The organism is Streptomyces sp. NPDC050508 (assembly GCF_040655155.1).
Lineage (GTDB): Bacteria > Actinomycetota > Actinomycetes > Streptomycetales > Streptomycetaceae > Streptomyces.
This window is the reverse complement of record NZ_JBFAJJ010000007.1, coordinates 18253-41873: the sequence shown is the minus strand read 5'-3', so window position 1 is coordinate 41873 and position 23621 is coordinate 18253. Positions and strand designations below refer to the sequence as shown.

The window sequence follows — 23621 nt, the reverse complement described above, 5'->3', positions numbered from 1 at the left end:
TCACACCACCTCGTCCTCGTGCAGGCGGTCGCGCAGGGCGCGGACCGCGGAGTGCAGCCGGCTCTTGACCGTGCCTTCCGGGATGCCGAGTTCCTCGGCGATCCCGCGCACGGGCAGGTCGGCGAAGAAGCGCAGGACGAGCACCTGGCGGTGCTGGTCGGGCAGCTCGTCCAGCCCTCGGGCCACCGCCACGGACAGGACACTCGTGTCCTCGCCTGAGGGGGACTCCAGCTGGCGCAGGGAGGCCAGCCGCTCCCCCAGCCGTTCCTGGCGGCGCTTGGCGCGGTGCCAGTCCATGGCGAAGTTCGATGCGACGACCGCCGCCCACGCCGAGACGTCGCGCGGCGCCTCGTCGCCCTTCGCCGCCCGCTCCAGCAACCGCAGCCGTACCTGCTGGACGCCGTCCGGCAGATCCGCCTGCGGCACCCCGCCGAGCGCGAGCACCGCCCGCACCCGCCGCTCCTGGGCCGCGTCCAGAGGATCATCGCCCTCCTGGACCCGGCGGGTCTTTCTGCGCAGCACAAGCCACCCCCTCACCGCGTTTCCTCTACGACGCCGCAGCGCACGGAAACGTTCGGAGGCGTACGTCACACTGCCGAGCGCGGTGTCCCACTCCTCGGGCATGCGTGGCAAAGAATTGGACAGGTGGACCAGGGTCGGCCGCATGATGGAAACGCCGCAGATGTACAGGAACAGGTGAAGGAGTCGCTGTGAGGGTCGGAATCGTCGGAGCCACCGGTCAGGTCGGCACGGTCGTGCGCAGGATTCTCGTGGAGCGGGACTTTCCGATCGACGAGCTGCGGCTGTTCGCCTCGGCCCGCTCGGCGGGGACGGTCCTGGACGGCGTGACGGTGGAGGACGCGGCGAGCGCCGACTACACCGGCCTCGACATCGTCATCTTCTCCGCGGGCGGCGCGACCTCGAAGGCGCTGGCCGAGAAGGTCGCCTCGCAGGGCGCGGTCGTCATCGACAACTCGTCCGCCTGGCGCAAGGACCCGCAGGTCCCGCTGGTCGTCTCGGAAGTGAACCCGCACGCGATCATCGACCGCCCCAAGGGCATCATCGCCAACCCGAACTGCACGACGATGGCCGCGATGCCGGTCCTGAAGCCGCTGCACGCGGAGGCGGGGCTTGAGGCGCTGGTCGTCGCCACGTACCAGGCGGTGTCCGGTTCCGGTGTGGCCGGTGTGGCCGAGCTGCACGGGCAGGCGCTGAAGGTCGTCGCCGAGGCGGACAAGCTCACGCACGACGGTTCGGCGGTCGACTTCCCCGAGCCGCAGGTCTACAAGCGCCCGATCGCCTTCAACGTGCTCCCGCTCGCGGGCTCGATCGTCGACGACGGTCTGAACGAGACCGACGAGGAGCAGAAGCTCCGCAACGAGTCCCGCAAGATCCTGGAGATCCCCGGGCTGAAGGTCTCCGGCACCTGTGTCCGTGTCCCGGTCTTCTCCGGCCACTCCCTCCAGGTCAACGCCCGTTTCGCCCGGCCGCTCCCGGTGGAGCGGGCGACGGAGCTGCTGGGCGGCGCGCCGGGTGTCGCCCTGACCGACATCCCGACGCCTCTCCAGGCGGCCGGCCAGGACCCGTCGTACGTCGGGCGTATCCGCGCCGACGAGACGGTCGAGCACGGGCTCGCGCTGTTCATCTCGAACGACAACCTCCGCAAGGGCGCTGCGCTGAACGCGGTGCAGATCGCGGAGCTGGTGGCGGCGGAGCTGAAGGGCTGACGCGGGCGGGGGCTGTTTCTTCGCCCCCGCCGCCCCTACCCGTCCCATCCTTCTGGGGCTCCGCCCCAGACCCCGCTCCTCAGACGCCGGAGGGGCTGATTTTGGGCCGCTGTACCTCGCAAAGGAAGCAGCCGTACTCGACGGCCCGGACGTGGACCAGTGCCACGGACGGGTCGTCGAAGGCCCTCCGGAAGGCGTCGTCGTCAAGGGTGTCGACCAGCTCGCCCCCGAGGATGTGGCCCTCGGCCGAGTAGCGGCGCAGCACGCGGTGCGCCCCCGCGAACGGATACCCGGAACCCGCCGCAGGCCCCCCGCACTCCTCCGCATGAACGAACACCGGCCCCACCTCGTCGTACGCCCCCGCCTCCGCCGCCCAGCGGCGCAGCGGGGCGTACGAGACGAGGGCGATGCGCTCGCCGGGCTCGCTGCGGCGCAGGCAGCAGCGGAGCGGAGCGCCTCCCTCCTCATCGATCACGGGAACCATTCGGCGTCCCGCATCGTCAGCAGAGCGCAGCTCTTTCAGGACCGTGGGGTCAATGGGTCGTGCCGTGTACGTCGTCATGAACCCAGGCTCGCGCTCGTCCGCCCCGCTCACCGGCGGGAACCGGACATCGCGTTCTCCACAGGTCCCGTGGAAGGATGGCGCAACCCACACATAACGAGGAGATGACCGCGTGCCTGGCACAAACCTGACTCGCGAAGAGGCGCAGCAGCGGGCGACGCTGCTCACCGTTGACTCGTACGAGATCGATCTCGACCTCTCCGGCGCGCAGGAGGGCGAGACCTACAGGTCCGCGACGACGGTGCGCTTCGACGTGTCCGAGGGGGGTGCCGCGTCCTTCATCGACCTGGTGGCCCCTACGGTCCACGAGGTGACGCTGAACGGCGACCCGCTCGACCCCGACGAGGTCTTCAAGGACTCGCGGATCGCCCTGGCCGGGCTGTTGGAAGGGCCGAACGTCCTGCGAGTCGTCGCGGACTGCGCTTACACCAACACCGGTGAGGGACTGCACCGGTTCGTCGACCCCGTCGACCAACAGGCTTATCTGTACACCCAGTTCGAGGTGCCGGACGCACGGCGCGTGTTCGCGAGCTTCGAGCAGCCCGACCTGAAGGCCACCTTCCAGTTCACCGTGAAGGCGCCCTCCGGCTGGACCGTCATCTCCAACTCCCCGACGCCCGAACCCCGGGACGACACCTGGGTGTTCGAGCCGACGCCGCGTATCTCGACGTACATCACCGCGCTGATCGTCGGGCCTTATCACTCCGTCCACAGCGTGTACGAGAAGGACGGGCAGAGCGTGCCCCTCGGCATCTACTGCCGGCCCTCGCTCGCCGAATACCTCGACTCGGACGCCATCTTCGAGGTCACGCGGCAGGGATTCGACTGGTTCCAGGAGAAGTTCGCCTACCAGTACCCGTTCAAGAAGTACGACCAGCTGTTCGTCCCGGAGTTCAACGCGGGCGCGATGGAGAACGCGGGCGCGGTGACCATCCGCGACCAGTACGTGTTCCGGTCGAAGGTCACGGACGCCGCGTACGAGGTGCGGGCCGCCACGATCCTGCACGAGCTGGCCCACATGTGGTTCGGCGACCTGGTCACCATGGAGTGGTGGAACGACCTGTGGCTGAACGAGTCGTTCGCCACCTACGCCGAGGCCGCCTGCCAGGCGTACGCCCCCCAGTCGCGCTGGCCGCACTCCTGGACGACGTTCGCCAACTCCATGAAGACGTGGGCCTACCGGCAGGACCAACTGCCCTCCACCCACCCGATCATGGCCGAGATCAACGACCTCGACGACGTGCTCGTCAACTTCGACGGCATCACGTACGCCAAGGGCGCGAGCGTCCTGAAGCAGCTCGTCGCGTACGTCGGCATGGACGAGTTCTTCGCGGGCGTGCAGGCGTACTTCAAGCGGCACGCGTTCGGCAACACCCGGCTCTCCGACCTCCTCGGCGCGCTGGAGGAGACCTCCGGGCGTGATCTGAAGACCTGGTCGAAGCTGTGGCTGGAGACGGCCGGCATCAACATCCTGCGCCCGGAGATCGAGACCGACGCCGACGGCGTCATCACCGCCTTCGCGATCCGGCAGCAGGCCCCGGCGCTCCCGGAGGGCGCGAAGGGCGAGCCCACCCTCCGCCCGCACCGCATCGCGGTCGGCCTGTACGAACTCGACGAGGACACCGGCAAGTTGGTGCGCGACGAGCGCGTCGAGCTGGACGTGGACGGCGAACTCACCGCCGTACCGCAGCTGGTGGGCAAGCGTCGTCCGGACGTGGTCCTGCTCAACGACGACGACCTGTCGTACGCGAAGGTCCGCCTCGACGAGCAGTCCCTCGCGTTCGTCACCGAGCACCTCGGCGACTTCGAGTCCTCGCTCCCCCGCGCCCTGTGCTGGGCCTCGGCCTGGGACATGACGCGGGACGCGGAGCTCGCGACCCGCGACTACCTGTCCCTCGTCCTGTCGGGCATCGGCAAGGAGTCCGACATCGGCGTCGTGCAGTCGCTGCACCGCCAGGTGAAGCTGGCGATCGAGCTGTACGCCGACCCGGCCGCCCGCGAGGCCCTGCTGACCCGTTGGACGGACGCCACGCTGGCGCATCTGCGTTCCGCGGAGGCCGCGAGCGACCACCAGCTGGCGTGGGCCCGCGCGTTCGCGGCCACGGCCCGTACGCCGGAGCAACTCGACCTGCTGGACGCCCTGTTGGAGGGTACCCAGACGATCGAGGGGCTGGCCGTCGACACCGAGCTGCGCTGGGCGTTCGTCGAACGGCTCGCGTCCGTGGGCCGGTTCGACGAGTCGGAGATCGCCGGCGAGTACGAGCGGGACAAGACGGCCGCCGGTGAGCGTCACGCGGCGACCGCGCGTGCCGCCCGTCCGACCGAGGAGGCGAAGGCGGAGGCCTGGGCGCAGGTCGTCGAGTCCGACAAGCTCCCCAACGCCGTTCAGGAAGCGGTGATTTCGGGCTTCGTCCAGACCGACCAGCGCGAACTGCTGGCGCCGTACACGGAGAAGTACTTCGAGTCGGTCAAGGGGGCCTGGGACACTCGTTCGCACGAGATCGCCCAGCAGATCGCGGTCGGCCTCTACCCGTCGATCCAGGTCTCCCAGGACACCCTGGACCGCACGGACGCCTGGCTGACGGCCGCCGAGCCCAACGCGGCCCTGCGCCGCCTGGTCTCGGAGTCCCGCTCGGGCGTGGAGCGCGCACTCAAGGCCCAGGCCGCGGACGCGGCGGCTTCGTAGTCGGTTCGGTCGGTTCTTCTACGGCCATGAGGGGCGCCCGGCACGATGCCGGGCGCCCCTTCCCGTGTACCGCTGTCCCGCTCAGCCCGGGAACATCCCGCCCGTGACGTTCACGAACGTGCCGGTGATGCTCGCCGCGTGGTCCGAGGCGAGGAACACGGCGGTCGCGGTGATCTCGGCAAGGGTGGGGTTGCGGCGGGTCATCCGCAGGCTCGACAGGTGGTCGATGATGCCCTGGATCGCGGCCTCGTTGAGGTCGGGGTTGACCGCGCCGAGCTTCTCGACGGTGAGGGTCTCCGGGATACCGGCGGCCCACAGTCCTACGGCACGCACCCCGCGCGGGCCCAGCTCCATCGCCAGGTTGCGCACGAGGCTGTCGGTCGCCGCGTCGGCCGGACCGGTGCCGCCCATCATCGGACTGCCGTGCGCGGAACCGCTGTTGAGGGTGAGGACGACACCGCTGCCCCGCTCGGCCATGCGGCGGGCGGCGGCGCGGGCGGTGATGAAGTTGGCGCGGGTGCCGTTGAGCACGGGCCGCAGGAAGTCGTCGACGGGCATGTCGGTGATCGGCATCCCCTGTACGTCGCCGCGCGAGACGAGGTTGAAGGACACGTCCACGTCCCCGACGCGGGCGAGGTGTTCCTCCACGGCCGTCTCGTCGAGCGCGTCGACGACGGCCACCTCGGCGTCCTTGATACCGATGTCCTTGATATGGGCGGCCGCGGCTTCCAGCGTCTTCAGGGTGCGTCCCACCAGATGGACGCGGGCTCCCTCGGCGGCGAAGGCGCGGGCGACCGCACCGCCGATCGAGCCACCGGCGCCGTAGATGACCGCGGTCTTGTCGGTGAGCAGCATGGTGATCTCCTTGCGAGTCGTCATGTCCGTGTCGTTCGAGTCATACGACTCGTACGAGTCGTTCGTGTCGGCAGTACAGACGCACAGGGGGCCCACCACTCATCGCTCACAACCGCAGAGGCAGTCCGAAGGCCGGGAACAGGTGCGGTTCGAAGGACGTGATCTCGACGATCCGGTCGTCGGCGTCGAAGCGGAGCACGTCGAGGACCTGGGCGCGGTAGACGGTCGTACCGGGCCTGCGGACATAACCCCCGGCCGCCAGCTGCCCGTTGGCGCGGGCGGGGAGATGACGCCAATGCCCCAGGAACATGGGCGAGTTGGCGTCGAGACTGACACTCAGGAACTCCACGAGCGCGTCACGGCCGGTGAACCAGAACGGGTTCGGCGGCATGGTGAGGGTGACGTCCTCGCTGAGCAGGGCGGCGACCTCGGACAGGTCGAGGCGTTCGGCGGCGGCCATGTACCGCTTGACCAGGGCGCGTTGGTGCTCGGTGGGCCCGTCGGCCGTCCAGTCCGCACGCCGGCCGGGCAGCCGGTCGCGCAGGGTGGGACGGGCCCGTTGCAGCGCGCTGTTCACCGAGGCCACGGTCATGTCGAGCGCCTCGCCGGTCTCCACGGCGGTCAGCCCGAGCACGTCCCGCAGCACCAACACCGCGCGCTGGCGCGGCGGGAGATGCTGGACGGCGGCCAGAAAGACCAGTTCGAGGGTCTCCCGGGAGACCGCGGCGGCCTCCGGCTGCTCCTCCGCGGAGGGCAACTCGTCGTCGGGGTAGGGCTGTAGCCAGGTGATACGGGCGGGTGGCTCTCCGGTGCCGTGGTTCATGCCGGGCAACGGCTCGTAGCGCTTGGGGCGGCGGGCCGTACGGCGCTGGAAGTCCAGGCAGGCGTTGGTGGCGATGCGGTACAGCCAGGTACGGGCACCGGCCCGCCCCTGGAAGGTGTCCCGGGCCCGCCAGGCCCGCAGGAACGTCTCCTGCACCAGGTCCTCGGCGTCGTCGTAGGACCCGGTCATGCGGTAGCAGTGGACCTGGATCTCACGGCGGTGGGACTCGACGAGGGCGGCGAACTCGCCTTCGTCGACGGGGACTTCCGCGAGCCCCGCGACATCCGTGACGGGCACGGGGGTGACGGATTCCTGAGCGGTGTCCCGCGCCGTACGCGCCACCCGCCGGAGCCGTGCGACGGACGAGGACAGTTCCGTCACGCCGGAGTAGAAGACGGAAGGCGGCTGCGGCACCAGCTCCTCCACCTGCCGCCCGATCTCCTTGATCAGCCCGTCGACACCGATCCCGACGCTCCCCTGCCGCTCCCGGTAGGCCTTCTGCCGGCAGGCGGCGGAGCAGTACACGGAACGCCGACCGGTACGGCCCGCCCGCGCGGTGAGCGGCTTGCCACAACTGGGGCAGAACTCTTCGGCCACGAGCGCCTCCGGCGTTGCGTCACGGTATTCCCGCGTGACGCTACCTCCCGAACGCGAACACGAGACGTACGCGGACCGATCTGCCCGGCCACCGTCGCGCCGAACGCCAGCGCCATCCCCGCCACCTGCACCGGCGTGAGCGCCTGCCCGAGCGCCGCCCAGCCGACGACGGCCGCGGTCAGCGGGGAGAGTGGCCCGAGGAAGGTGACCTGGGTGGCGGAGAGCCGCCCGATGCCGCGGAACCAGAGCCAGTACGCGACCGCCGTGTTGGCCAGCGCGAGGTAGACGTAACCGCCGATCGCCCGGCCGTCGAGCGCGGGCGGCGCCCCCTCGACCAGAAAGGCGACGGGCGCGATGAGCAGGCCGCCCGCGGTGAGCTGCCAGCCGGTGAGGGCGAGCGGGCCGACGCCGTCGGGGCGGCCCCACCGCTTGGTCAGCACGGTGCCGGTGGACATCGAGGCCGCGGACGCGAGGGCCGCGAGCACGCCGACCGGGTCGAGCGCCCCGGCCGCCTTCAGTACGACGAGACTGACGCCGAAGGCCGCAACGGCGCCGGTGAGCATGCTTCGGGCCGTCGGCCGCTGCCCCAGCAGGAGTGCCGAGAGGCCCACGACGATCAGCGGCCCGACCGAGCCGACGACCGCCGCCATGCCGCCGGGGAGCCGGTACGCCGACAGGAACAACAGCGGGAAGAAGGCACCGATGTTCAGCGCGCCGAGCACGCTCGCCTTCCACCACCAGGCACCGCGCGGCAGCACCCGGGCGAGCGCGAGGAGCACGAGACCGGCGGGGAGGGCGCGCATCAGGCCGGTGAAGAGCGGTCGGTCGGGCGGGAGGAACTGGGTGGTGACGGCGTAGGTGGTGCCCCAGGAGACGGGGGCGAGGGCGGTCAGGGCTATGAGAGTCGAGCGGCGGCTCGTGGTGGGCATGGGGCACACCCTTCAGATAGGTCACTGGCAACTAGCTTAGCGCTGAGCTAGTTACCGTCAAGCCACTAACCTGTGATCCACTTTCTTGCGACCGACCGGCTGACCGGCGGATACTCGTCCCATGAACGACAAGGACCCCGTCGACGCGATCGTCGAGCAGTGGGCGGCGGTGCGGCCCGACCTCGACACCGCCGCGATGGAGGTCTTCGGGCGGATCTTCCGGCTCTCCCGGGCCATGGGCGACCGCATGGAGAAGGCGTACGCGCCGCACGGCATCTCGCGCGGCGAGTTCGACGTCCTCGCGACCCTGCGCCGCGCCGACGAGCCGTACACCCTCTCGCCGCGCGAGCTCTCCGCGACGCTGATGCTCACCACGGGCGGCATGACCGGCCGCCTCGACAAACTGGAACGGGCCGGCCTGCTCCGCCGCTCCCCCGACCCGCACGACCGCCGCGGCCTCCAAGTCACCCTGACGGAGAAGGGGTTGGCGCTGATCGACGAGGCGGTCGGCTCCGGGCTCGCCACCCAGACGGCGGCCCTGTCCGGCCTCGACACCGAACAGGCCGGCCAACTGGCCGACCTGCTGAGGAAGTTGCTGACCTCGACCGAGCGGTAGCAAGTCCCGCTCCCGGCCGACCCGTTCGACCGACTGCTCTACGGCCCGTTCAGCCGACATGCTCGACGAGCGCCGCCTCGACCCCAACCGGGTCGGCGGTGTCCGCGGCCCAGGCCACGTATCCGTCGGGCCGCACCAGCAGGGCCGTACGGCGGTCGCTCGCCCAGCGCTCCACGGCCAGCCGGTCCTTGCGGGCGCCCTGGCTCTCGTACGGGTCCGGCGTGATCAGTACGAACCGGCCGCCGCGCAGGGCCTCGTAGAGGCGACCGCCGTCGGCGAGGGAGATGTCCGGGGCGCGGGTGCCGACGAGGTGGTGGGAGCCTCGGGGGGCCGGGTAGGCGTAGCCGATGCCGGTGAGTTGGGCGATGGCCTTGCGGCGGGCCGGGGGCACCTTGTCGAGGACGGTGGTGAGGGCCGCGCGCAGGGCGAGGGTCCAGGGGCGCTTGGCCATGGCGAGGCGGACGATGCCGCCGCTGCTGCGCAGGACCGCCTTGCCGACGGGGTGGCGCTCGGCCTGGTAGGTGTCGAGGAGGGCGTGCGGCGCGTGGCCGTCGATCACCGCGGCCAGCTTCCAGCCGAGGTTGGCCGCGTCCTGGAGGCCGGTGTTCATGCCCTGGCCGCCGGCCGGGGTGTGGACGTGCGCGGCGTCGCCCGCGAGGAACACGCGGCCCACCCGGTAGGCGGGCGCCTGGCGTTCGTCGCTGTGGAAGCGGGACATCCAGCGGGCGTCGCGCATCCCGTAGTCACGGCCGAGGGCGAGCCGGGCGATCTCCTTGACCTCGTCGAGGCCGAGGGGTTCGTCGTCGGCGACGTCGTGCGCGCGGTTCCAGCCGATGACGCGGTAGTAGCCGTCGCCGAAGGGCGCGATGAAGGCGAAGGCGTCGCCGACGGTGGCCACGGTGAGCAGGGTCTCGGGCTGCTCGTCGAGCAGCACGTCCGCGAGGACGACGGAACGGATGACGGAGTGACCGGGGAACGTCAGCCCGATCGCGTCCCGCACCGCGCTGCGCATCCCGTCGGCGCCGACGACGTACGCGGCGCGCAGCGACTCGGTCGCCCCGCCGGGCCCGCGCACCTCGACGGTCACGCCGTCCGCGTCCTGCGACAGCCCGGCCATCTCGGTCTCGTACCGGAAGTCCACCCCGGCCTCGACCGCGCGCCGCAGCAGCGCCTTCTCCACCTCGTACTGCGGGAGGACGAGGAGGTGGTTGAAGCGGGAGGGGAGGGGGGTGAGGTCGACGGTGAGGCGGCCGAACAGGCGGAGCCGGTCGAGGGGTTGACCGGCCGCCTCCAGCTCGTCGGCGAGCGCGCGGGCGTCGAGCTGCTCCAGGGTGCGGGCGTGCAGGACGAAGGCGCGGGAGAGGTTGCTGATCTTCTGGGGGCGCTTCTCCAGCACGGTGACCGGAACGCCGGCGGTGGCGAGGTCACCGGCGAGAAGCAGACCGGTGGGGCCGGAGCCGACGACGATGACGGTGCGGTCGGTTCGGTTGGTGTTGGTGCTGGTGCTGGTGCTGGTGCCGTTCATGGTGGCCTCCAAATGCCAACGTCCGTTTGCCAACACTTGTTGACCAACGCTCGTTGACCAACATAAAACTCGACTCCTGGACTGTCAACACGCGTTGGCCTACGCTTGTTGGCATGAACGACAGCACCGCCCCAAGCACCAGCAGCGGCACCAGCAGTCGCCGCTCCGACGCCACCCGCAACGCGATCCTCGAAGCCGCCCGCGAGCGCTTCGCCGCCGACGGCTACGAGCGCGCCACGATCCGCGCCATCGCCAAGGACGCGCGGATCGATCCGTCGATGGTGATGCGCTACTACGGCAACAAGGAGGGCCTGTTCGCGGCGGCCGTCTCCTACGACCTGCGGCTGCCGGACCTGACCTCGACCGCGCGGGACGAGGTCGGGCGGGCGCTGGTGACGCACTTCCTCGCCATGTGGGAGGAGAACGAGGAGCTGACGGCGATGCTCCGGGTCGGCGCCACGAACCAGGGCGGTGCCGAGCGGATGCAGGGGATCTTCCGGGACCAGTTGATGCCGGTCGCGCGGCAGGCGTGCCCCGACCCGGAGCAGGCTCCGGCGCGGGCCGGGCTGGTCGCCTCCCAGCTCCTGGGGCTCGCGCTCACGCGGTACGTACTGCGCTTCGCGCCGACGGTGGCGCTGGCCCGCGAGGAGGTCGTGGCCTGGCTCGGGCCCACGGTGCAGCGCTACCTGACGGCGCCCAGCCCGTGAGCGGACATACCGGAAGACATGCCAAGGGCGCCCGCCTCACCGCTGTGGGTGATGCGGACGCCCTCCGGAAAAACGTGAGGTCAGGCCTGGGAAAGGTCAGACCTTCGCGTCGACGGCGCTGCCGGCCTTCGTGCCGGACTTGGCCTTCGGCGCGCGGTCCTTGGACTTGTCCAGGGCGAGCACGAGCCCCGCGATGATCGCGAACAGGGCGAGCGGGCACAGGACATAGAGCCCCAGCGTCTCGGCGACGCTCAGGCCCTTGCCCGGGTCGTCACCGTCGTCGCGGGTGAGCGCGAGCGCGGGGGACGTCATGAGCAGCATCATCAGCGTCGTACCGGCAGCCAGGGCGCCGGCGCGCAGGGCGTTCTTCTTGTCCACACCGCAAAAGTAGCGAACGCCCGAACGAGCCGCGCGCCCGGGGGTGCCGTATGGGGCGTACGGGCCTCACGGACCCCCGTCCCCACTGTCTCCGCTGTCTCCTGAACCGCCTCCTGAGTTGTCTTCTGAGCTGTCCTCCGAACCCGCCCCCAACCCCACCCGCAGCACGTCCACCAGCGCGTGCAGCCTCGGGGACGCGGCGAGTTCCTCCAGTGTCACGGGACGCCCCTCCGCGTCGGCGACGGGCAGGCGCCAGTTCGGGTACTGGTCCCACGTGCCGGGAAGGTTCTGCGGGCGGCGGTCGCCGACCGTGTCCGGGAGCCAGATGCCGATCATGCGGGCGGGGGTGCGGAGCAGGAAGCGGTGGACGGCGTGGATCTCGGCCTCCTCCTCGGACGCGGGCCGGCCGCCGCCCGTGGCGTGTTCGTAGAGGCCGAGCCGGGACAGCAGGGCCAGCCACTCGCCGACGTCGGTGGCGGACTCGATCCGCTCCTCCTCCACCGGCCGGGTCAACAGGCCGAGCCGGTCGCGGAGTTCGACGTGTTCGCCGGTGAGGCGGGCCGCGGTGGGCGGCAGGTCGTGGGTGGTGGCGGTGGCCAGGCAGTCGGCGCGCCACTGCTCGGGGGCGAGGGGACGGCCGTCGCCCTCCCAGTCCCGCTCGAACCACAGCACCGACGTGCCGAGCACCCCGCGTTCCTGCAACGTCTCGCGCACACCCGGCTCCACGGTCCCGAGGTCCTCGCCGATCACCACCGACCCGGCGCGCGAGGCCTCCAGCGCGAGGATCGCGAGCATGGCCTCGGCGTCGTAGCGGACGTAGGTGCCCTCCGTGGGCGGCCGGCCCTGTGGGACCCACCAGAGGCGGAACAGGCCCATGACGTGGTCGATGCGCAGGGCACCGGCGTAGCGGAAGAGCGCGCGGAGCAGGCGGCGGTACGGGGCGTAGCCCGACTCGGCCAGGCGGTCCGGGCGCCAAGGGGGCAAACCCCAGTCCTGGCCGAGGGAGTTGAAGGCGTCCGGGGGTGCGCCGACCGACATGCCTGCCGCGAAGTGGTCCTGTTGCGCCCATGCGTCGGCGCCGTCGGGATGCACCCCCACCGCGAGGTCGTGCACGATCCCGACCGGCATGCCCGCTTCCCGTGCGGCCCTTTGGGCGGTGGTGAGTTGGGTGTCGGTGAGCCAGGCGAGGCGGGAGTGGAAGTCGACGCGGTCCATCAACTCGGTGCGGGCGCGGGCGGTTTCGGGTGAGCGCGGGTCGCGCAGGGCGGCCGGCCACTCCCGCCAGTTCGAGCCGTGCACCTCGGCGAGGGCGTACCAGGTGGCGTGGTCCTCCAGCGCCTCGCCCTCGCGGGCGAGGAAGTCGACGTAGGCGGCCCGTCGTCCGGGTCCGAGGGGGACCTCGCGGACGAGTTCCAGTGCCTCCCGCTTCAGCTCCCACACGGCGTCGCGGTCGATCAACGCGCCCTTTTCCAGGACGGATTCACGCAGCCGGGCGGCCCGTTCGAGGAGCCCGCGCAGCCGCTCCCGTTCCGCCTCCCCGACGTACGCGAACTCGGGGATGTCCTCGACCCGCAGATACACCGGGTCGGGGAAGCGGCGCGAGGACGGGCGGTACGGCGACGGGTCGGTGGGCGCGCCCGGTACGGCCGCGTGCAAGGGGTTGACCTGTACGAACCCGGCCCCGAGCGATCTCCCGGCCCAGGCGGTGAGTTCACCCAGGTCACCGAGGTCGCCCATGCCCCAGGAGTGCCGGGAGAGGAGCGAGTACACCTGCACCATCAGCCCGTACGACCGTCCCGTGGGCGTGGGCAACCGGTCCGGGGCGATGACGACATGAGCCTCGGCGGTGCGGCCGTCCGGTGCGGTGGCGGTCAAGTGGTGCACGCCGGGCGGGAGTTGCCCGGCACTCGCCGGCGACTCGCCCTGCTCGGTCTCGATGTGCACCACGGTGCCTTCGGGCAGCGCGTCGAGCGCGGCGGGCGTGCTGCCGGGCCGGCCCACGACGGTCGGCGGCAACAGCCGTTCGGCCAGCTCCTGTTGGCGGGCGGCGAGCGCGGCGCGGGCGGCCTGCGGGGTACTCGCGTCGACGCCGAGGGCGGCCAGGACGGCGACGACCGCGCCGGGCGAGGCCGGGACGGCGTGGTCCGGGGAGGGGCTGTAGGCGGTGGCGACGCCGTGCAGTTCGGCGAGCCGGGACAGGTCCTCGCCGAGGGTGTCGGCCGGCCGGGGTGCGGTCATCTAGGGCCTCGTCGAGTCCGGGTCGGCGAACGCGCCGGATTCACCGCTCATCGGGTCGTCGAACGCGGCGGCCTCGCTGGTCAGCGGTGCGGCGATCGTGGCGGACTCGCTGGTGAGCGGGGCGGCGTCGGCGAGCGGGGGCTCGCTGGTGAGGGGTTCGGCGTCGGTCAGCGGCGGTTCGCTGGTCAGCGGGGTCTCGGCCCAGGCGCCCTCGGAGTTGACGAAGAACAGGTCGGGTGCGAGGTCGGCGGGCGGCTCCGGGGTGGGTTTGGAGCGGGCCGGGCGCGGAAGCGATGCCGATGCTGCGGCCATGGGGGCCTCCTTGTCGTGTCGGGCGTGCATGGGGGTCCCCCCGCTCGAGCGAAGCCGAGAGTGGGGGAGGGTCACCGCAGCCCTACCCAGTGGGCGCGACGGCAGACCTCCAGGTTGGGGTACAGGTGGCGGCGCAGCCACTCCCGTACCGCACTCCCCGTACTTTTCCCGCTGATCACTATTCACTCAGTACATGTATCCAGTGCATACTGAGCTCCATGAGCACCCGCCACATCCTGCTGGGCCTGCTCGCCGGAGGACCGAGCCACGGCTATGACCTCAAGCGACGGCACGACGAACGTTTTCCGCAGGCCCGCCCGCTGGCGTACGGGCAGGTCTACACGACCCTGCAGCGCCTGGTCCGGGACGGTCTCGCGGAGGTCGACGGCACCGGTTCGGACGGCGGCCCGGAGCGGACGGCGTACCGCTCGACCGTCGACGGTTCGCGTGAACTCGCCCGCTGGGCAGGGGAGATCGCGCCGCCCGCGCCCTTCGTGACGAACGAGATCTTCGCCAAGGTCGTCGTCTCGATCCTGGCCGACGGCGACCCGGAGGCGTATCTCCGGTCCCAACGCGCCGCCCACATGGAGCGGATGCGGGAGCTCACGGCGGTCAAGACCGCCAAGGGCACCGATCTGGCGACCGTGCTCTCGGCGGACTACGCCCTCAACCACCTTGACGCGGACCTCCGTTGGATGGCGACGACGGCGGCCCGGCTGACCACTCTGACCGCGGAGGTCGACACAGCATGAGCGACAACGGGGGTACGGCGGTGCCGCTGCTCGCGGCCCGTGACCTCGCCAAGACGCACGGCAGGACCCGGGCGCTGAGCGGTGCCTCGGCCGACCTGGGCGTCGGCGAGATCCTCGCCGTGACGGGGACCAGCGGCAGCGGCAAGTCCACCCTTCTCCACTGCCTGGCCGGGATCGTCCGCCCCGACGAGGGGTCGGTGACGTACGCCGGCGAGCGGCTGGACGAACTGTCCGAGAAGCGGCTCAGCGAGCTGCGGCGCACCGAGTTCGGGGTGGTCTTCCAGTTCGGCCAGCTGATACCGGAGCTGACGGCCGTCGACAACGTGGCGCTGCCCCTGCTGCTGGCCGGAGCCACCCGCACCGACGCGCAGGCGCGGTCCGGCGAGTGGCTGGAGCGGTTCGGGGTGCGCGGACAGGCGGAGCTGCGGCCGGGCGAGATGAGCGGCGGCCAGGCCCAACGGGTCGCCCTCGCCCGGGCGTTGGTCACCGCCCCGAAGGTCGTCTTCGCGGACGAGCCGACGGGCGCGCTGGACTCCCTGGCGAGCGAGCAGGTGATGACGGCCCTGATCAGCACGGCCCGCGAGTCCGGTACGGCGGTCCTGCTGATCACGCATGACGCGCAGGTCGCGGCGTACGCGGACCGCGAGATCCGGCTGACGGACGGGACCGTGGCGACGGCGGGGGTGACGGCATGAGGTCCCTGGGGTCCGACCTGCGGCTGGCCTGGCTGCTGACCCGGGGTTCGGACCGGCGGGAGTGGTGGCGGGTCGGGCTCACGGCGGTCGGGGCCGCGCTGGCGACGGGAATCGGACTGGCGGTCGTAGCGCTGCAGTCGTTGGACGGGTTCTACGCCGTGTCCTTCGGGTCGGGGCTGTTCGACTCGCCCAGTGACCGGCAGAACGTGAGCCTGGCACTCGGCCTGCTGCTCATTCCGGTGCTCGGGTTCCTCGGGCAGTGTGCGCGGATCGGGGCGGTGCACCGGGACCGGCGGCTGGCCGCGCTGCGGCTGGCGGGGGCCGCGCCCTGGCAGGTGCGGCGGATCGCGGCGCTGGAGGCGGGGCTCGCGTGCCTGGCCGGTGCCGTGGTGGCGACGGCGGCCGTCGTACCGCTGCTGCCGCCGGATGCCACGGACTGGGCCGGTGTCGTGTTGGTGGCCCTGGCCGTGCCGGTGCTGGGGGCGGTCGTGAGCGCGGGGGCGCTGCGCCGGGTGGTGGCCGATCCGCTGGGCCGGGTGCGGCGGGTACGGCCGGTGCGCGGACCGGGGCGGCTGTTCGGTACGGCTACCCGGCTGCTCGCGGTGACGGCGGTGGCGATCGCCCTGACCCCGCTCTTCGGCAGCCCCGTCTCCTTCGGTCTCGGCCCGGTGGCGGTGCTGGTGCTGGTGCTGGCCGTGCTGTTCAGCCTGATCGCGATCTGGCTCTCCGGCGCCTCGTCCCGCCAACTGGGTGAGGGCTTCGCGGCCCGCACCTCTCGCCCCGCGCTGCTGATCGCGGCGGAACGGATGCGCGAGGACCCCTGGTCGAACGCCCGTACCCACGCGGCGCTGCTGCTGCTGACGGTCGTCGGCTCGGGCTTCGCGGGCGTACGGCAGGTGCTGCTCGCGGACCTGAACGAGATGCGCCGCGAGGGCCACCTCGGCACGAGCATGGCCTACTACACGACCGGCATCGACCTGACGGCCGCCGCGATCCTCGTCGCCTTCGCGCTCGTCCTGACAGCCCTGGCCGTCGGCACCGCCGAGTCCCTCGCCACCCGGCGCCGGGGCCTGGCCGCGCAGGCCGCCGCCGGGGTGCCGCACGCCGTACTGGCCCGCGCGCTCCTCCTGGAGACCGCGCTGCCGCTGTTCCCGGCGATCGCGGTGGCGGGCCTCGGCGGCGCGACGATCAGCTTCTGGTACGGCGCCGCGGTCTCGCGGCACACGGACGTGCCGGTGCCGTACGGCGCGCTGCTGCTGGTCCCGGTCGGGGTGTACGCGTGCTGCGTGCTGGCGGCGGCCACGTCACTGCCGCTGCTGCGCCGCTCGGTACGCCCGGGCGAGCTGCGGTACGCATGACCGTCCGCCCCGGCGGCACAGGGGACTGCCGGGGCGGACGACTCCGTACCGCCGTACACGGGTAGCGCCGTACAGGGGGTACACAAAAGCCCGGATCGTCAGGCGGAGATGCCGTCGATCCGGGCCATCGCGTCCTCCGCGCCGTATGGCTGCAAGTACGGCAGCCAGCGCGGGTCCCTATGACCTGTCCCGATGATGCGCCAGGCCAGGCCGGTGGGTGGGGCTGGTTTGTGGCGCAGCCGCCAGCCGATCTCGAAGAGGTGTCGGTCGGCCTTGGTGTGGTTGCAGCGGCGGCAGGACGCCACCACGTTGTCCCACACGTGCTTGCCCCCGCGGCTGCGCGGAATGACATGGTCGACGCTGGTTGCGACGCCACCGCAGTACATGCACCGGCCCCCGTCGCGCGCGAACAGCGCCCGCCGGGTGAGAGGAACGGGCCCCCGATAGGGAACCCGCACGAATCGCTTGAGCCGGACCACGCTGGGTGCGGGGACTGTGACGGTTGCGCTGTGCATAAAGGCGCCGGATTCCTCAAGGGAGACAGCCTTGTTCTCCAGGACGAGGACGAGCGCGCGGCGGAGCGGTACGACGCCGAGTGGCTCGTACGACGCGTTGAGGACCAGGACATGCGGCACGGATGCCTCCTTGTGCGTCGGCGGCGCGTGGCTCGCGCCGGGACGATCTGTAGTCAGTCTCCCCTCATGCCTGGTGGAAGCGCCACCATGTCCCGGTAACGGGCTGGGAGTGTTTTCGACCACATGTGATGCGGGGCCGGGACGGGTGTGGGTCGGTCCCACCTGTTCATTCCCGGCTGAGCACAGCCTCTCCCCTGAACATGGCAACGATCCACACACGATGCCCCGATAGTGTGGTGGGCCTGCCTTCTCGGTGACCTATTCGTGACCTTGACCGTGCCGGACCGTGCCGGGGGCAGACGCAGCACCTGGAGGTACCTGCCGTGTCCTTGTCCGCCGTCCTACTGGCCGCCGCCTCGCCGTCGCCGTCTCCGAGCCCCTCGGAGACCGCGGTGACCGTGCCCTCGCTCCAGGACGCCCAGGAGAGCGCGACCAACGCCGCCAGCTGGGTGGAGCAGAACTGGTCCACATGGCTGGCGATCGGGCTCCGGGTGCTGCTGATCGTGGTGATCGCGGCGGTCCTGAGAATGACGGTGCGGCGGGCGATCACCAAGCTGATAGACCGGATGAACCGTACGGTCGAGTCGGTGGACGGCACGGCGCTGGGCGGCCTGCTCGTGAACGCCGAGCGCCGCCGCCAGCGCTCCCAGGCGATCGGCTCGGTCCTCCGCTCGGTGGCGTCGTTCGTGATCCTGGGCACGGCCGCGCTGATGGTGCTGGCGACGTTCGAGATCAACCTCGCCCCTTTGTTGGCGTCGGCCGGTGTCGCGGGCGTGGCGATCGGCTTCGGCGCCCGCAACCTGGTCACGGACTTCCTCTCCGGCGTCTTCATGATCCTTGAGGACCAGTACGGCGTCGGCGACCAGATCGACGCGGGCGTCGCCTCCGGCGAGGTCATCGAGGTCGGCCTCCGCGTGACCAAGCTGCGCGGCGACAACGGCGAGATCTGGTACGTCCGCAACGGCGAGGTCAAGCGCATCGGCAACCTCTCCCAGGGCTGGGCGACGGCGGGGGTCGACGTCACGGTCCGCGCCTCCGAGAACCTGGACCGGGTGAAGGCCACACTCGACTCCGTCTCCGAGCGGATGAGCAAGGAAGAACCCTGGAACGAGCTGCTGTGGGGCCCGATCCAGGTCCTCGGCCTCGACAGCGTCCTCATCGACTCGATGGTCGTCCGCCTCTCCGCCAAGACCATGCCGGGCAAGTCGGTGAGCGTCGAGCGCGAGCTGCGGTGGCGGGTGAAGCGGGCCTTCGACGAGGCGAACATCCGCATCGTGGGGGGTGCGACGGCGGACCTAGTGGACGATGCGGCGGATCCGACGGAGTCGGTTGCGGCGCCGTCGGTGTACTCGAACTCGGATTCGCCTCAGGTGGCGAACACTTCGCCTCTTTCTTCGCAGCGGCCGACGGGGCGGTAGTCGTACGGAGTGCAGGGGGGTGTACGGGGCCAGGTGGGCATCGCGCATCCCCTGTTCGGTGAGGTCACCTCAACCCGCCATCAGGCTTCTCCCAACCCCGCCCGCTCCGCCCCCGTAGCGAAGAACCGCCCCACATACTCGCCGGCGGGCAACCCGCTCTCCCGCATGAGCGAGAAGACCTCGGCACCCTCCTCCGGCTCGTCGAACATCCGGTACGCCTCCGCGAAGTCGGCGTACTCGACGCCGTCGAGGTCCGCGCAGTACTCGTGCGCCTCCAACTCCCCACGGCTGATGGCCTCGCCGAGCGAGGACGCCCGCCACAGGGTCAACCGCTCCTCGTAGACGCCGAGTTCGCGATGCCGGAACACACACCGGACGCCGTACCAGGACTGCTCACTCACCTGTTGCTCCCACTCATCACCGTCACACAATCGGTGAACCGTTAGCCGAACCAGCCCACTTGAACCACCACGATCCGCTCCCCACGCACATCCGTCAGGTAGGTGAGCATGAGCAGCCCGCGGCTCTCGGTACGCACTCCGGGACCAGGTCCGGTATAGGTCGCACCCTCCAGAAAGACCATGGACTCGCGTACGGCGATCTCGTTGGCCAGCCGTTCCGTCTCGGCGCGTGCCGCACCCGGGAGTCCGTCCAGCAGGTCGTCCTGGAACAGCTCCCAGCGCCAGTCAGCCACCCGCGACCTCACGGTGCGCCGCCCGTACGATCTCCCCGGCCTCACGGATGGCACGCTCGCGTACAGAGGGGTCGGCGCTGTTGATCGCCTGTTCGGCGGCGTGCAGGCGGCGCGCCGTCTCCGGGTGGCGTTCGATCTCGACGATCACGCCCCACTCCCGGTAGAACATGCGGATCGGTACGACGCTGTCCTCGTCACCGGCCCGCACGAACGCCTTCTGCACGTCCTCGAAGAACTCCGGGAGGCGAGAGGGGACGACGGTGGCCACGGCCTGCCGAAGTGCCGGAAGCGTGAGATGCGGACGGGGGATCAGCGGAGCGTCCCCCTCCGTGTACGGCATGGTCATCGGCCGCCCCTTCCACTTACCGAGCGCCCTTGTGGCACGTGCCCACGCTAACGCCATTCCCGTCACTCCCTCACGCCCACGAGCGGATTGCCCACGGCGGGGTCAGCCCCGAGCACCCACTCCGCGTACACGGTCTTGCCGACGGACCGGGGCTCCCATCCCCAGCGATGAGCCAGGGCTCCGACCAGGAGTAATCCTCGCCCGAACTGATCCGTGTCCCCTACTGAGCACGGGCTCGGCGACCGTTCACCGCGCGGATCGCTGACCTCGACGCGAAGGGTGACCCCGGAGACGTTGATCCGTACCCGGATCAGCCGGTCCCGCAGGCTGCCGTGCAGCAGGGCGTTGGTCATCAACTCGGATACGACGAGGGCGACATCACCGGCGAGGGCGGGATGCCCCCACTCGGTTACGAGCCTTGCGGAGCGGCGTCGGGCGAGGGTGACGCTGCGGGCGAGGGGGGTGTAGTCGAGGCGGTCCTCGTGGGGAGCGGGTGGGGCTTCGGTCATGGGAAACGCGCCTCTCTTCGTAGCGGGTCGAGCACCGAAAGTAGCGGCTCGCCTTCCCGGAAGCAATCGATTCGGGGAAGTTCTTCCCCAAGGGGCGAAAGGGAGTCGACCCCGTGACGCACAAGAGACAGACTGTGACCGTGAACCGATCAACCCAGCCCGCGAACAACCGGGCGTCAACTGTCTTGGGCCGCAAGCTCGGTGGAGAACTTCTGCGCCTGCGCGACGCCGCCGGAAAGACTCAGCAACAGGCGGCCGAGTCGATCAACGCGACCGGCACGAAGATCGTGAAGATGGAACGCGGCTGGGTACCGATGCGGGACCCGGACATCCGGGTCCTGTGCGAGTTCTACGGCACCGAGGACAGCCAAGTCGTAGGACGACTGCTGGAGTTGGCGAAGCTGGACCGCGAGCGACGCAAGGCCAAAGGCTGGTGGCGTGACTCGGTCGACACCGGAACCATGGCGGAGTACATCGCAATGGAGGACGTGGCGACCCACATCCGCAACTGGCAGTCGTCACTGATTCCCGGCCTGTTCCACATCCCCGAGTACACACGCGCACTGGCGGTCGCCGAGGGCACCTGGGACGACCCGGACGACATCGAGCGCAGCGCCGAGATCAAGCAGAAGCGCCAAGCGCGACTGCTGGGCGAACATCCGCTCCAGGTGTACGCAGTGATCTGGGAAGCCGCGCTGCGCCAGGAAGTTGGCGGCCCTGTCGTCATGCGCGCTCAGCAGGAGCGCCTGCTCGAACTGGCCGAGCTACCGAACGTACGCCTTCAAGTACTCCCGTTCCGAGCCGGCGCGCACCCGTGCATCGCGGGCCCGTTCAGCATCATCTCCTTCGCGGAGGACGAGGCCCTCGACGTGGTCCAGAGCGACACCATCACGGGCATGGTGTGGGTGGAGAACGAGGTGGAGAGCAACGCTTACAGCGTGCTGTTCGATCGGACATCGCGGCTCAGCCTCGCCCCGCGCGACTCCGCAACCCTCATCGACAGCCTGCGCAAGGAGATGTGAACCGTGCTCCAGTTCAACTTCACGAAGTCCAGTTACAGCACGCCGTCCAACGAGTGCCTCGAAGTCGCCCGCAACATCCCCGGCACCATAGCCATTCGGGACTCCAAGTCCCCCACCGGCCCGATACTCCGCCTGACCCCCACCACCTGGACGAAGTTCACCGCAGCCCTGCGCTGACCAGCTCCCTTGCCGGGTCTCGGACTTGGGCGGCGTGGCCCTTTGCCTGGTGCCCGCCACCCCGCACCCTCCCCACCAAAAATGTGACACTTCCGGCACCGAGTGTCACATTCCCGCGCCCCACCCCCCGACACCGAGCACCCCCGCACACCGCCCAACTTCGAAGACCCCCAGTCGTCGTCCTCCACGTACATCGCGTGTCACGCCGGATCCCCGTCCCTCCACCGACTCTCGGCCTCCACCAGCCCCAACTCCCGGGCCAGTTGGCACAACGCGACGAACGCCGCCCCCCTGCGCAACTCCCCACCCCCCGTGTACGCCGCGCCGTCCCGCAGATCGAGCCGGACCGTTCCCGAAGGTTCGTCGAAGGTGATCGAGCCCCAGACGGTGCGCTTACGGCAGCCCGGGCGCCAGTGGAACCAGATTTCCTCGCGGCCCTTCTCGGCGGCGACGGAGGCGCGGTCCGATGCCTTGAGTTCCGTGCGCATGCGGTCGGACCAACCCACGGAGGGCCGTAGCGCGCGGAGTTGGCGGGTCTGGCGGCCGGCGAGGACATCCGGGGTGAGGAGGATGCCCGCGGTACGGGCCCGTCGTCGTAGCAACAGCCATGTCATGACTGCCCAGGCGGCGCCGACCACAGCCCACAGCGCGACGTCCTCGCCCGCTTCGCCCCAGGTGACGCCGTCCCGGTCGAAGGCCTCCAGAAGGATCTCGATCGTCACGAACAACACGGCGAACGCACGCGCCGCATCACGCCAGCACCCCACCAACACCCTCACGCCCCACACCCCGTCCTTTCGTCCTCTCGATCCCCCTCGATCCGCAAACGCCGCTGATCAAAAGTCAAAAACCTGTGAGGCGACTGGCAATTCAGGTCCCTGACATCACAAATCGGCCTCAGCCGCGCACGATTCACGCCACCCACGACCAACACCGTGACCGCAAATCCGGCAGATCATCAAAATCCCGCCACCCCACCCCCACCTGCGGCTTTACCCATCGTGACGAACCCGTGATGCGGGCACCTTCACAGCTCTTACTCATTCCCCTCGCAGCCTCCCCATGCCTAAGGTCGCCCCACGACGGGCCCTTGTTCTGGAGCGCAATGCCCAGGGGTCCGTTTCGAATGTGGGGACAAGAATGAGAAAGCTCGCCATCGGCGCCGCCCTGACCGGTGCCCTGGCCCTGACCGGTCTGGCCGCGCCGCTCGCGCAGGCCGCGACGCCGGCCCTGGTCTTCAGCGGGGTGACGGTCAACAAGGGGAAGGCGATCGTCGTAGGGACGACCGCGACGGTGAAGGTGCCCGTCACGTACACGCTGACGCGGCCGTCCGACGTGACGATCGACTACAAGACGACGTTCGCCGGGATCATGCTCTACCGCGGCGGACTCGCGGACTCCGACAACGAGCTCGACGCCGGCATGTCTCCGACGTGCACGACGACCGCGACGACGGACACCACGGTCACCGAGTCCTGCTCCGACACGATCGCGATCGACCCCGGGGACAGCCTGTACGACAGGACCGATGCGACCACCTGGAACGTCGCCGGCGTCTACGCCCACATCGACGCCGACCTGGACGACTCGGACGAGCAGATCAGCTACTCCACCGACTTCGCGGCCTGGGGCGGCAAGGGCAAGGTCAAGATCCAGCGCGCCGCCAAGCTCACCGTGAACGCCTCCCCGGAGCCGGTGAAGAAGGGGAAGACCATCACGGTCACCGGCGCGCTGACGCGGGCCGACTGGGAGACCGGCAAGTACACCGGCTATGTCTCACAGCCGGCCAAGTTGCAGTTCCGCGCGAAGAGTTCGAGCACCTACACCACCGTCAAGACGGTCACCTCCACCACCGGCGGTGCGCTGAAGACGACCGTGAAGGCGGTCAAGGACGGTTACTTCCGCTACACCTTCGCCGGCACCGCCACCACCGGCGCGGCCACCGCCGTCGGCGACTTCATCGACGTCAAGTAACACCAGCGCCTTCCCCACCGCCCCCGCAGGTAACGAGTCTGTTGCCTCGGGGGCGGTGTCTATTGACGCCCCCTTCGCCCCGGGCT

At 70.4% G+C, this 23621-nt stretch carries 26 protein-coding genes; 11 read left to right on the top strand and 15 right to left on the bottom strand.

The genetic code is table 11. The features are described 5' to 3' along the window. Entirely contained in the window at positions 1-522 is a 522-nt protein-coding gene (locus tag AB0I69_RS21130) for a sigma-70 family RNA polymerase sigma factor (RefSeq protein WP_363097500.1), read from the bottom strand. Positions 523-710: 188 nt separating this feature from the next. Here AB0I69_RS21130 and AB0I69_RS21125 point away from each other — a divergent pair, with 188 nt between their 5' ends. Beyond that, positions 711-1727, top strand: a complete 1017-nt coding sequence (locus tag AB0I69_RS21125; RefSeq protein WP_363097168.1) for an aspartate-semialdehyde dehydrogenase — start codon at positions 711-713, stop codon at positions 1725-1727. 79 nt (positions 1728-1806) lie between these two features. Here AB0I69_RS21125 and AB0I69_RS21120 read toward each other — a convergent pair whose 3' ends face one another. Next, the gene (locus tag AB0I69_RS21120) at positions 1807-2289 is read right to left on the bottom strand and encodes a DUF1203 domain-containing protein (protein WP_363097167.1); all 483 of its coding nucleotides are present in this window, start codon (positions 2287-2289) and stop codon (positions 1807-1809) included. A gap of 112 nt (positions 2290-2401) precedes the next feature. Here AB0I69_RS21120 and pepN point away from each other — a divergent pair, with 112 nt between their 5' ends. Next, positions 2402-4975 carry an aminopeptidase N gene (gene pepN / locus AB0I69_RS21115; protein ID WP_363097166.1) on the top strand — a complete coding sequence of 858 codons (2574 nt, stop codon included), beginning with the start codon at positions 2402-2404 and terminating at the stop codon, positions 4973-4975. Between the two features lie 81 nt (positions 4976-5056). Here the strand turns inward: pepN and AB0I69_RS21110 are convergent, their stop codons facing one another. The 3 genes from AB0I69_RS21110 to AB0I69_RS21100 form a co-directional block, all read right to left on the bottom strand. Continuing rightward, positions 5057-5830 carry an SDR family oxidoreductase gene (locus AB0I69_RS21110; RefSeq protein ID WP_363097499.1) on the bottom strand — a complete coding sequence of 258 codons (774 nt, stop codon included), beginning with the start codon at positions 5828-5830 and terminating at the stop codon, positions 5057-5059. 106 nt (positions 5831-5936) lie between these two features. Beyond that, on the bottom strand, positions 5937-7118 hold the full coding sequence (locus AB0I69_RS21105) for a sigma-70 family RNA polymerase sigma factor (RefSeq protein ID WP_363097498.1): 1182 nt from the start codon (positions 7116-7118) through the stop codon (positions 5937-5939). Beyond that, positions 7100-8179: an EamA family transporter gene (locus AB0I69_RS21100; RefSeq protein WP_363097165.1), complete on the bottom strand. Its 1080-nt coding sequence runs from the start codon at positions 8177-8179 to the stop codon at positions 7100-7102. Before AB0I69_RS21100 ends, AB0I69_RS21105 begins: the two co-directional genes overlap by 19 nt. 121 nt (positions 8180-8300) lie before the next feature. On the opposite strand from AB0I69_RS21100, the gene AB0I69_RS21095 reads away from it, so the two are divergent. Continuing rightward, on the top strand, positions 8301-8795 hold the full coding sequence (locus AB0I69_RS21095) for a MarR family transcriptional regulator (protein ID WP_363097164.1): 495 nt from the start codon (positions 8301-8303) through the stop codon (positions 8793-8795). 49 nt (positions 8796-8844) lie between these two features. Here AB0I69_RS21095 and AB0I69_RS21090 read toward each other — a convergent pair whose 3' ends face one another. Then, on the bottom strand, positions 8845-10320 hold the full coding sequence (locus tag AB0I69_RS21090) for an FAD-dependent monooxygenase (protein WP_363097163.1): 1476 nt from the start codon (positions 10318-10320) through the stop codon (positions 8845-8847). Between the two features lie 113 nt (positions 10321-10433). On the opposite strand from AB0I69_RS21090, the gene AB0I69_RS21085 reads away from it, so the two are divergent. Next, positions 10434-11027, top strand: coding sequence for a TetR family transcriptional regulator (locus AB0I69_RS21085; RefSeq protein ID WP_363097162.1), 594 nt, complete (start codon positions 10434-10436; stop codon positions 11025-11027). 96 nt (positions 11028-11123) lie between these two features. On the opposite strand, the gene AB0I69_RS21080 is transcribed toward AB0I69_RS21085, so the two are convergent. The 3 genes from AB0I69_RS21080 to AB0I69_RS21070 all read right to left on the bottom strand — a co-directional run bounded on the left by AB0I69_RS21080 (position 11124) and on the right by AB0I69_RS21070 (position 13955). Then, a complete protein-coding gene (locus AB0I69_RS21080) occupies positions 11124-11405 on the bottom strand; it encodes a hypothetical protein (protein WP_363097161.1) in 282 nt (93 codons plus the stop codon). A gap of 66 nt (positions 11406-11471) precedes the next feature. Further along, the gene (malQ, locus tag AB0I69_RS21075) at positions 11472-13643 is read right to left on the bottom strand and encodes a 4-alpha-glucanotransferase (RefSeq protein ID WP_363097160.1); all 2172 of its coding nucleotides are present in this window, start codon (positions 13641-13643) and stop codon (positions 11472-11474) included. Continuing rightward, a complete protein-coding gene (locus AB0I69_RS21070) occupies positions 13644-13955 on the bottom strand; it encodes a hypothetical protein (RefSeq protein WP_363097159.1) in 312 nt (103 codons plus the stop codon). It abuts the gene before it with no gap. Between the two features lie 218 nt (positions 13956-14173). On the opposite strand from AB0I69_RS21070, the gene AB0I69_RS21065 reads away from it, so the two are divergent. Genes AB0I69_RS21065 through AB0I69_RS21055 form a run of 3 tightly spaced genes read left to right on the top strand, consistent with a single transcriptional unit; the run spans position 14174 to position 16760 of the window. Further along, entirely contained in the window at positions 14174-14707 is a 534-nt protein-coding gene (locus AB0I69_RS21065) for a PadR family transcriptional regulator (protein ID WP_363097158.1), read from the top strand. Then, positions 14704-15402 (top strand): ABC transporter ATP-binding protein, encoded by a 699-nt coding sequence (locus AB0I69_RS21060; RefSeq protein WP_363097157.1) that lies wholly within the window; start codon positions 14704-14706, stop codon positions 15400-15402. The genes AB0I69_RS21065 and AB0I69_RS21060 overlap by 4 nt, the downstream gene beginning before the upstream one ends. Beyond that, the gene (locus AB0I69_RS21055) at positions 15399-16760 is read left to right on the top strand and encodes an ABC transporter permease (RefSeq protein ID WP_363097156.1); all 1362 of its coding nucleotides are present in this window, start codon (positions 15399-15401) and stop codon (positions 16758-16760) included. The genes AB0I69_RS21060 and AB0I69_RS21055 overlap by 4 nt, the downstream gene beginning before the upstream one ends. A 98-nt stretch (positions 16761-16858) precedes the next feature. Here the strand turns inward: AB0I69_RS21055 and AB0I69_RS21050 are convergent, their stop codons facing one another. After that, on the bottom strand, positions 16859-17395 hold the full coding sequence (locus AB0I69_RS21050) for an HNH endonuclease (protein WP_019063156.1): 537 nt from the start codon (positions 17393-17395) through the stop codon (positions 16859-16861). A gap of 323 nt (positions 17396-17718) precedes the next feature. On the opposite strand from AB0I69_RS21050, the gene AB0I69_RS21045 reads away from it, so the two are divergent. Continuing rightward, positions 17719-18813: a mechanosensitive ion channel family protein gene (locus tag AB0I69_RS21045; protein ID WP_363097155.1), complete on the top strand. Its 1095-nt coding sequence runs from the start codon at positions 17719-17721 to the stop codon at positions 18811-18813. A gap of 80 nt (positions 18814-18893) precedes the next feature. Here AB0I69_RS21045 and AB0I69_RS21040 read toward each other — a convergent pair whose 3' ends face one another. The 4 genes from AB0I69_RS21040 to AB0I69_RS21025 form a co-directional block, all read right to left on the bottom strand. Then, on the bottom strand, positions 18894-19214 hold the full coding sequence (locus AB0I69_RS21040; protein WP_363097154.1) for a hypothetical protein: 321 nt from the start codon (positions 19212-19214) through the stop codon (positions 18894-18896). Between the two features lie 41 nt (positions 19215-19255). Next, positions 19256-19507: a hypothetical protein gene (locus tag AB0I69_RS21035; protein ID WP_363097153.1), complete on the bottom strand. Its 252-nt coding sequence runs from the start codon at positions 19505-19507 to the stop codon at positions 19256-19258. Then, entirely contained in the window at positions 19500-19853 is a 354-nt protein-coding gene (locus AB0I69_RS21030) for a hypothetical protein (RefSeq protein WP_363097152.1), read from the bottom strand. The genes AB0I69_RS21035 and AB0I69_RS21030 overlap by 8 nt, the downstream gene beginning before the upstream one ends. 62 nt (positions 19854-19915) lie before the next feature. Then, positions 19916-20362 (bottom strand): ATP-binding protein, encoded by a 447-nt coding sequence (locus tag AB0I69_RS21025; RefSeq protein ID WP_363097151.1) that lies wholly within the window; start codon positions 20360-20362, stop codon positions 19916-19918. Positions 20363-20502: 140 nt separating this feature from the next. Between AB0I69_RS21025 and AB0I69_RS21020 the strand changes: the two genes are divergently transcribed. Both AB0I69_RS21020 and AB0I69_RS21015 read left to right on the top strand, forming a co-directional pair. Then, a complete protein-coding gene (locus AB0I69_RS21020; RefSeq protein ID WP_363097150.1) occupies positions 20503-21384 on the top strand; it encodes a helix-turn-helix transcriptional regulator in 882 nt (293 codons plus the stop codon). Positions 21385-21387: 3 nt separating this feature from the next. Further along, a complete protein-coding gene (locus AB0I69_RS21015; protein ID WP_363097149.1) occupies positions 21388-21561 on the top strand; it encodes a DUF397 domain-containing protein in 174 nt (57 codons plus the stop codon). 200 nt (positions 21562-21761) lie between these two features. On the opposite strand, the gene AB0I69_RS21010 is transcribed toward AB0I69_RS21015, so the two are convergent. Further along, on the bottom strand, positions 21762-22283 hold the full coding sequence (locus tag AB0I69_RS21010) for a hypothetical protein (RefSeq protein ID WP_363097148.1): 522 nt from the start codon (positions 22281-22283) through the stop codon (positions 21762-21764). Positions 22284-22701: 418 nt separating this feature from the next. On the opposite strand from AB0I69_RS21010, the gene AB0I69_RS21005 reads away from it, so the two are divergent. Then, positions 22702-23535, top strand: coding sequence for a hypothetical protein (locus tag AB0I69_RS21005; RefSeq protein WP_363097147.1), 834 nt, complete (start codon positions 22702-22704; stop codon positions 23533-23535). Positions 23536-23621: the final 86 nt, after the last annotated feature.

Coding starts and splice junctions, on each gene's coding strand:
- AB0I69_RS21005 (WP_363097147.1), top strand. CDS start 22,702: ATGAGAAAGCTCGCCATCGGCGCCGCCCTGACCGGTGCCCTGGCCCTG.
- AB0I69_RS21070 (WP_363097159.1), bottom strand. CDS start 13,955: ATGGCCGCAGCATCGGCATCGCTTCCGCGCCCGGCCCGCTCCAAACCC.
- AB0I69_RS21065 (WP_363097158.1), top strand. CDS start 14,174: ATGAGCACCCGCCACATCCTGCTGGGCCTGCTCGCCGGAGGACCGAGC.
- AB0I69_RS21030 (WP_363097152.1), bottom strand. CDS start 19,853: ATGACCATGCCGTACACGGAGGGGGACGCTCCGCTGATCCCCCGTCCG.
- AB0I69_RS21055 (WP_363097156.1), top strand. CDS start 15,399: ATGAGGTCCCTGGGGTCCGACCTGCGGCTGGCCTGGCTGCTGACCCGG.
- AB0I69_RS21090 (WP_363097163.1), bottom strand. CDS start 10,320: ATGAACGGCACCAGCACCAGCACCAGCACCAACACCAACCGAACCGAC.
- AB0I69_RS21095 (WP_363097164.1), top strand. CDS start 8,301: ATGAACGACAAGGACCCCGTCGACGCGATCGTCGAGCAGTGGGCGGCG.
- AB0I69_RS21025 (WP_363097151.1), bottom strand. CDS start 20,362: ATGACCGAAGCCCCACCCGCTCCCCACGAGGACCGCCTCGACTACACC.
- AB0I69_RS21060 (WP_363097157.1), top strand. CDS start 14,704: ATGAGCGACAACGGGGGTACGGCGGTGCCGCTGCTCGCGGCCCGTGAC.
- AB0I69_RS21085 (WP_363097162.1), top strand. CDS start 10,434: ATGAACGACAGCACCGCCCCAAGCACCAGCAGCGGCACCAGCAGTCGC.
- AB0I69_RS21110 (WP_363097499.1), bottom strand. CDS start 5,830: ATGCTGCTCACCGACAAGACCGCGGTCATCTACGGCGCCGGTGGCTCG.
- AB0I69_RS21100 (WP_363097165.1), bottom strand. CDS start 8,179: ATGCCCACCACGAGCCGCCGCTCGACTCTCATAGCCCTGACCGCCCTC.
- malQ (WP_363097160.1), bottom strand. CDS start 13,643: ATGACCGCACCCCGGCCGGCCGACACCCTCGGCGAGGACCTGTCCCGG.
- AB0I69_RS21120 (WP_363097167.1), bottom strand. CDS start 2,289: ATGACGACGTACACGGCACGACCCATTGACCCCACGGTCCTGAAAGAG.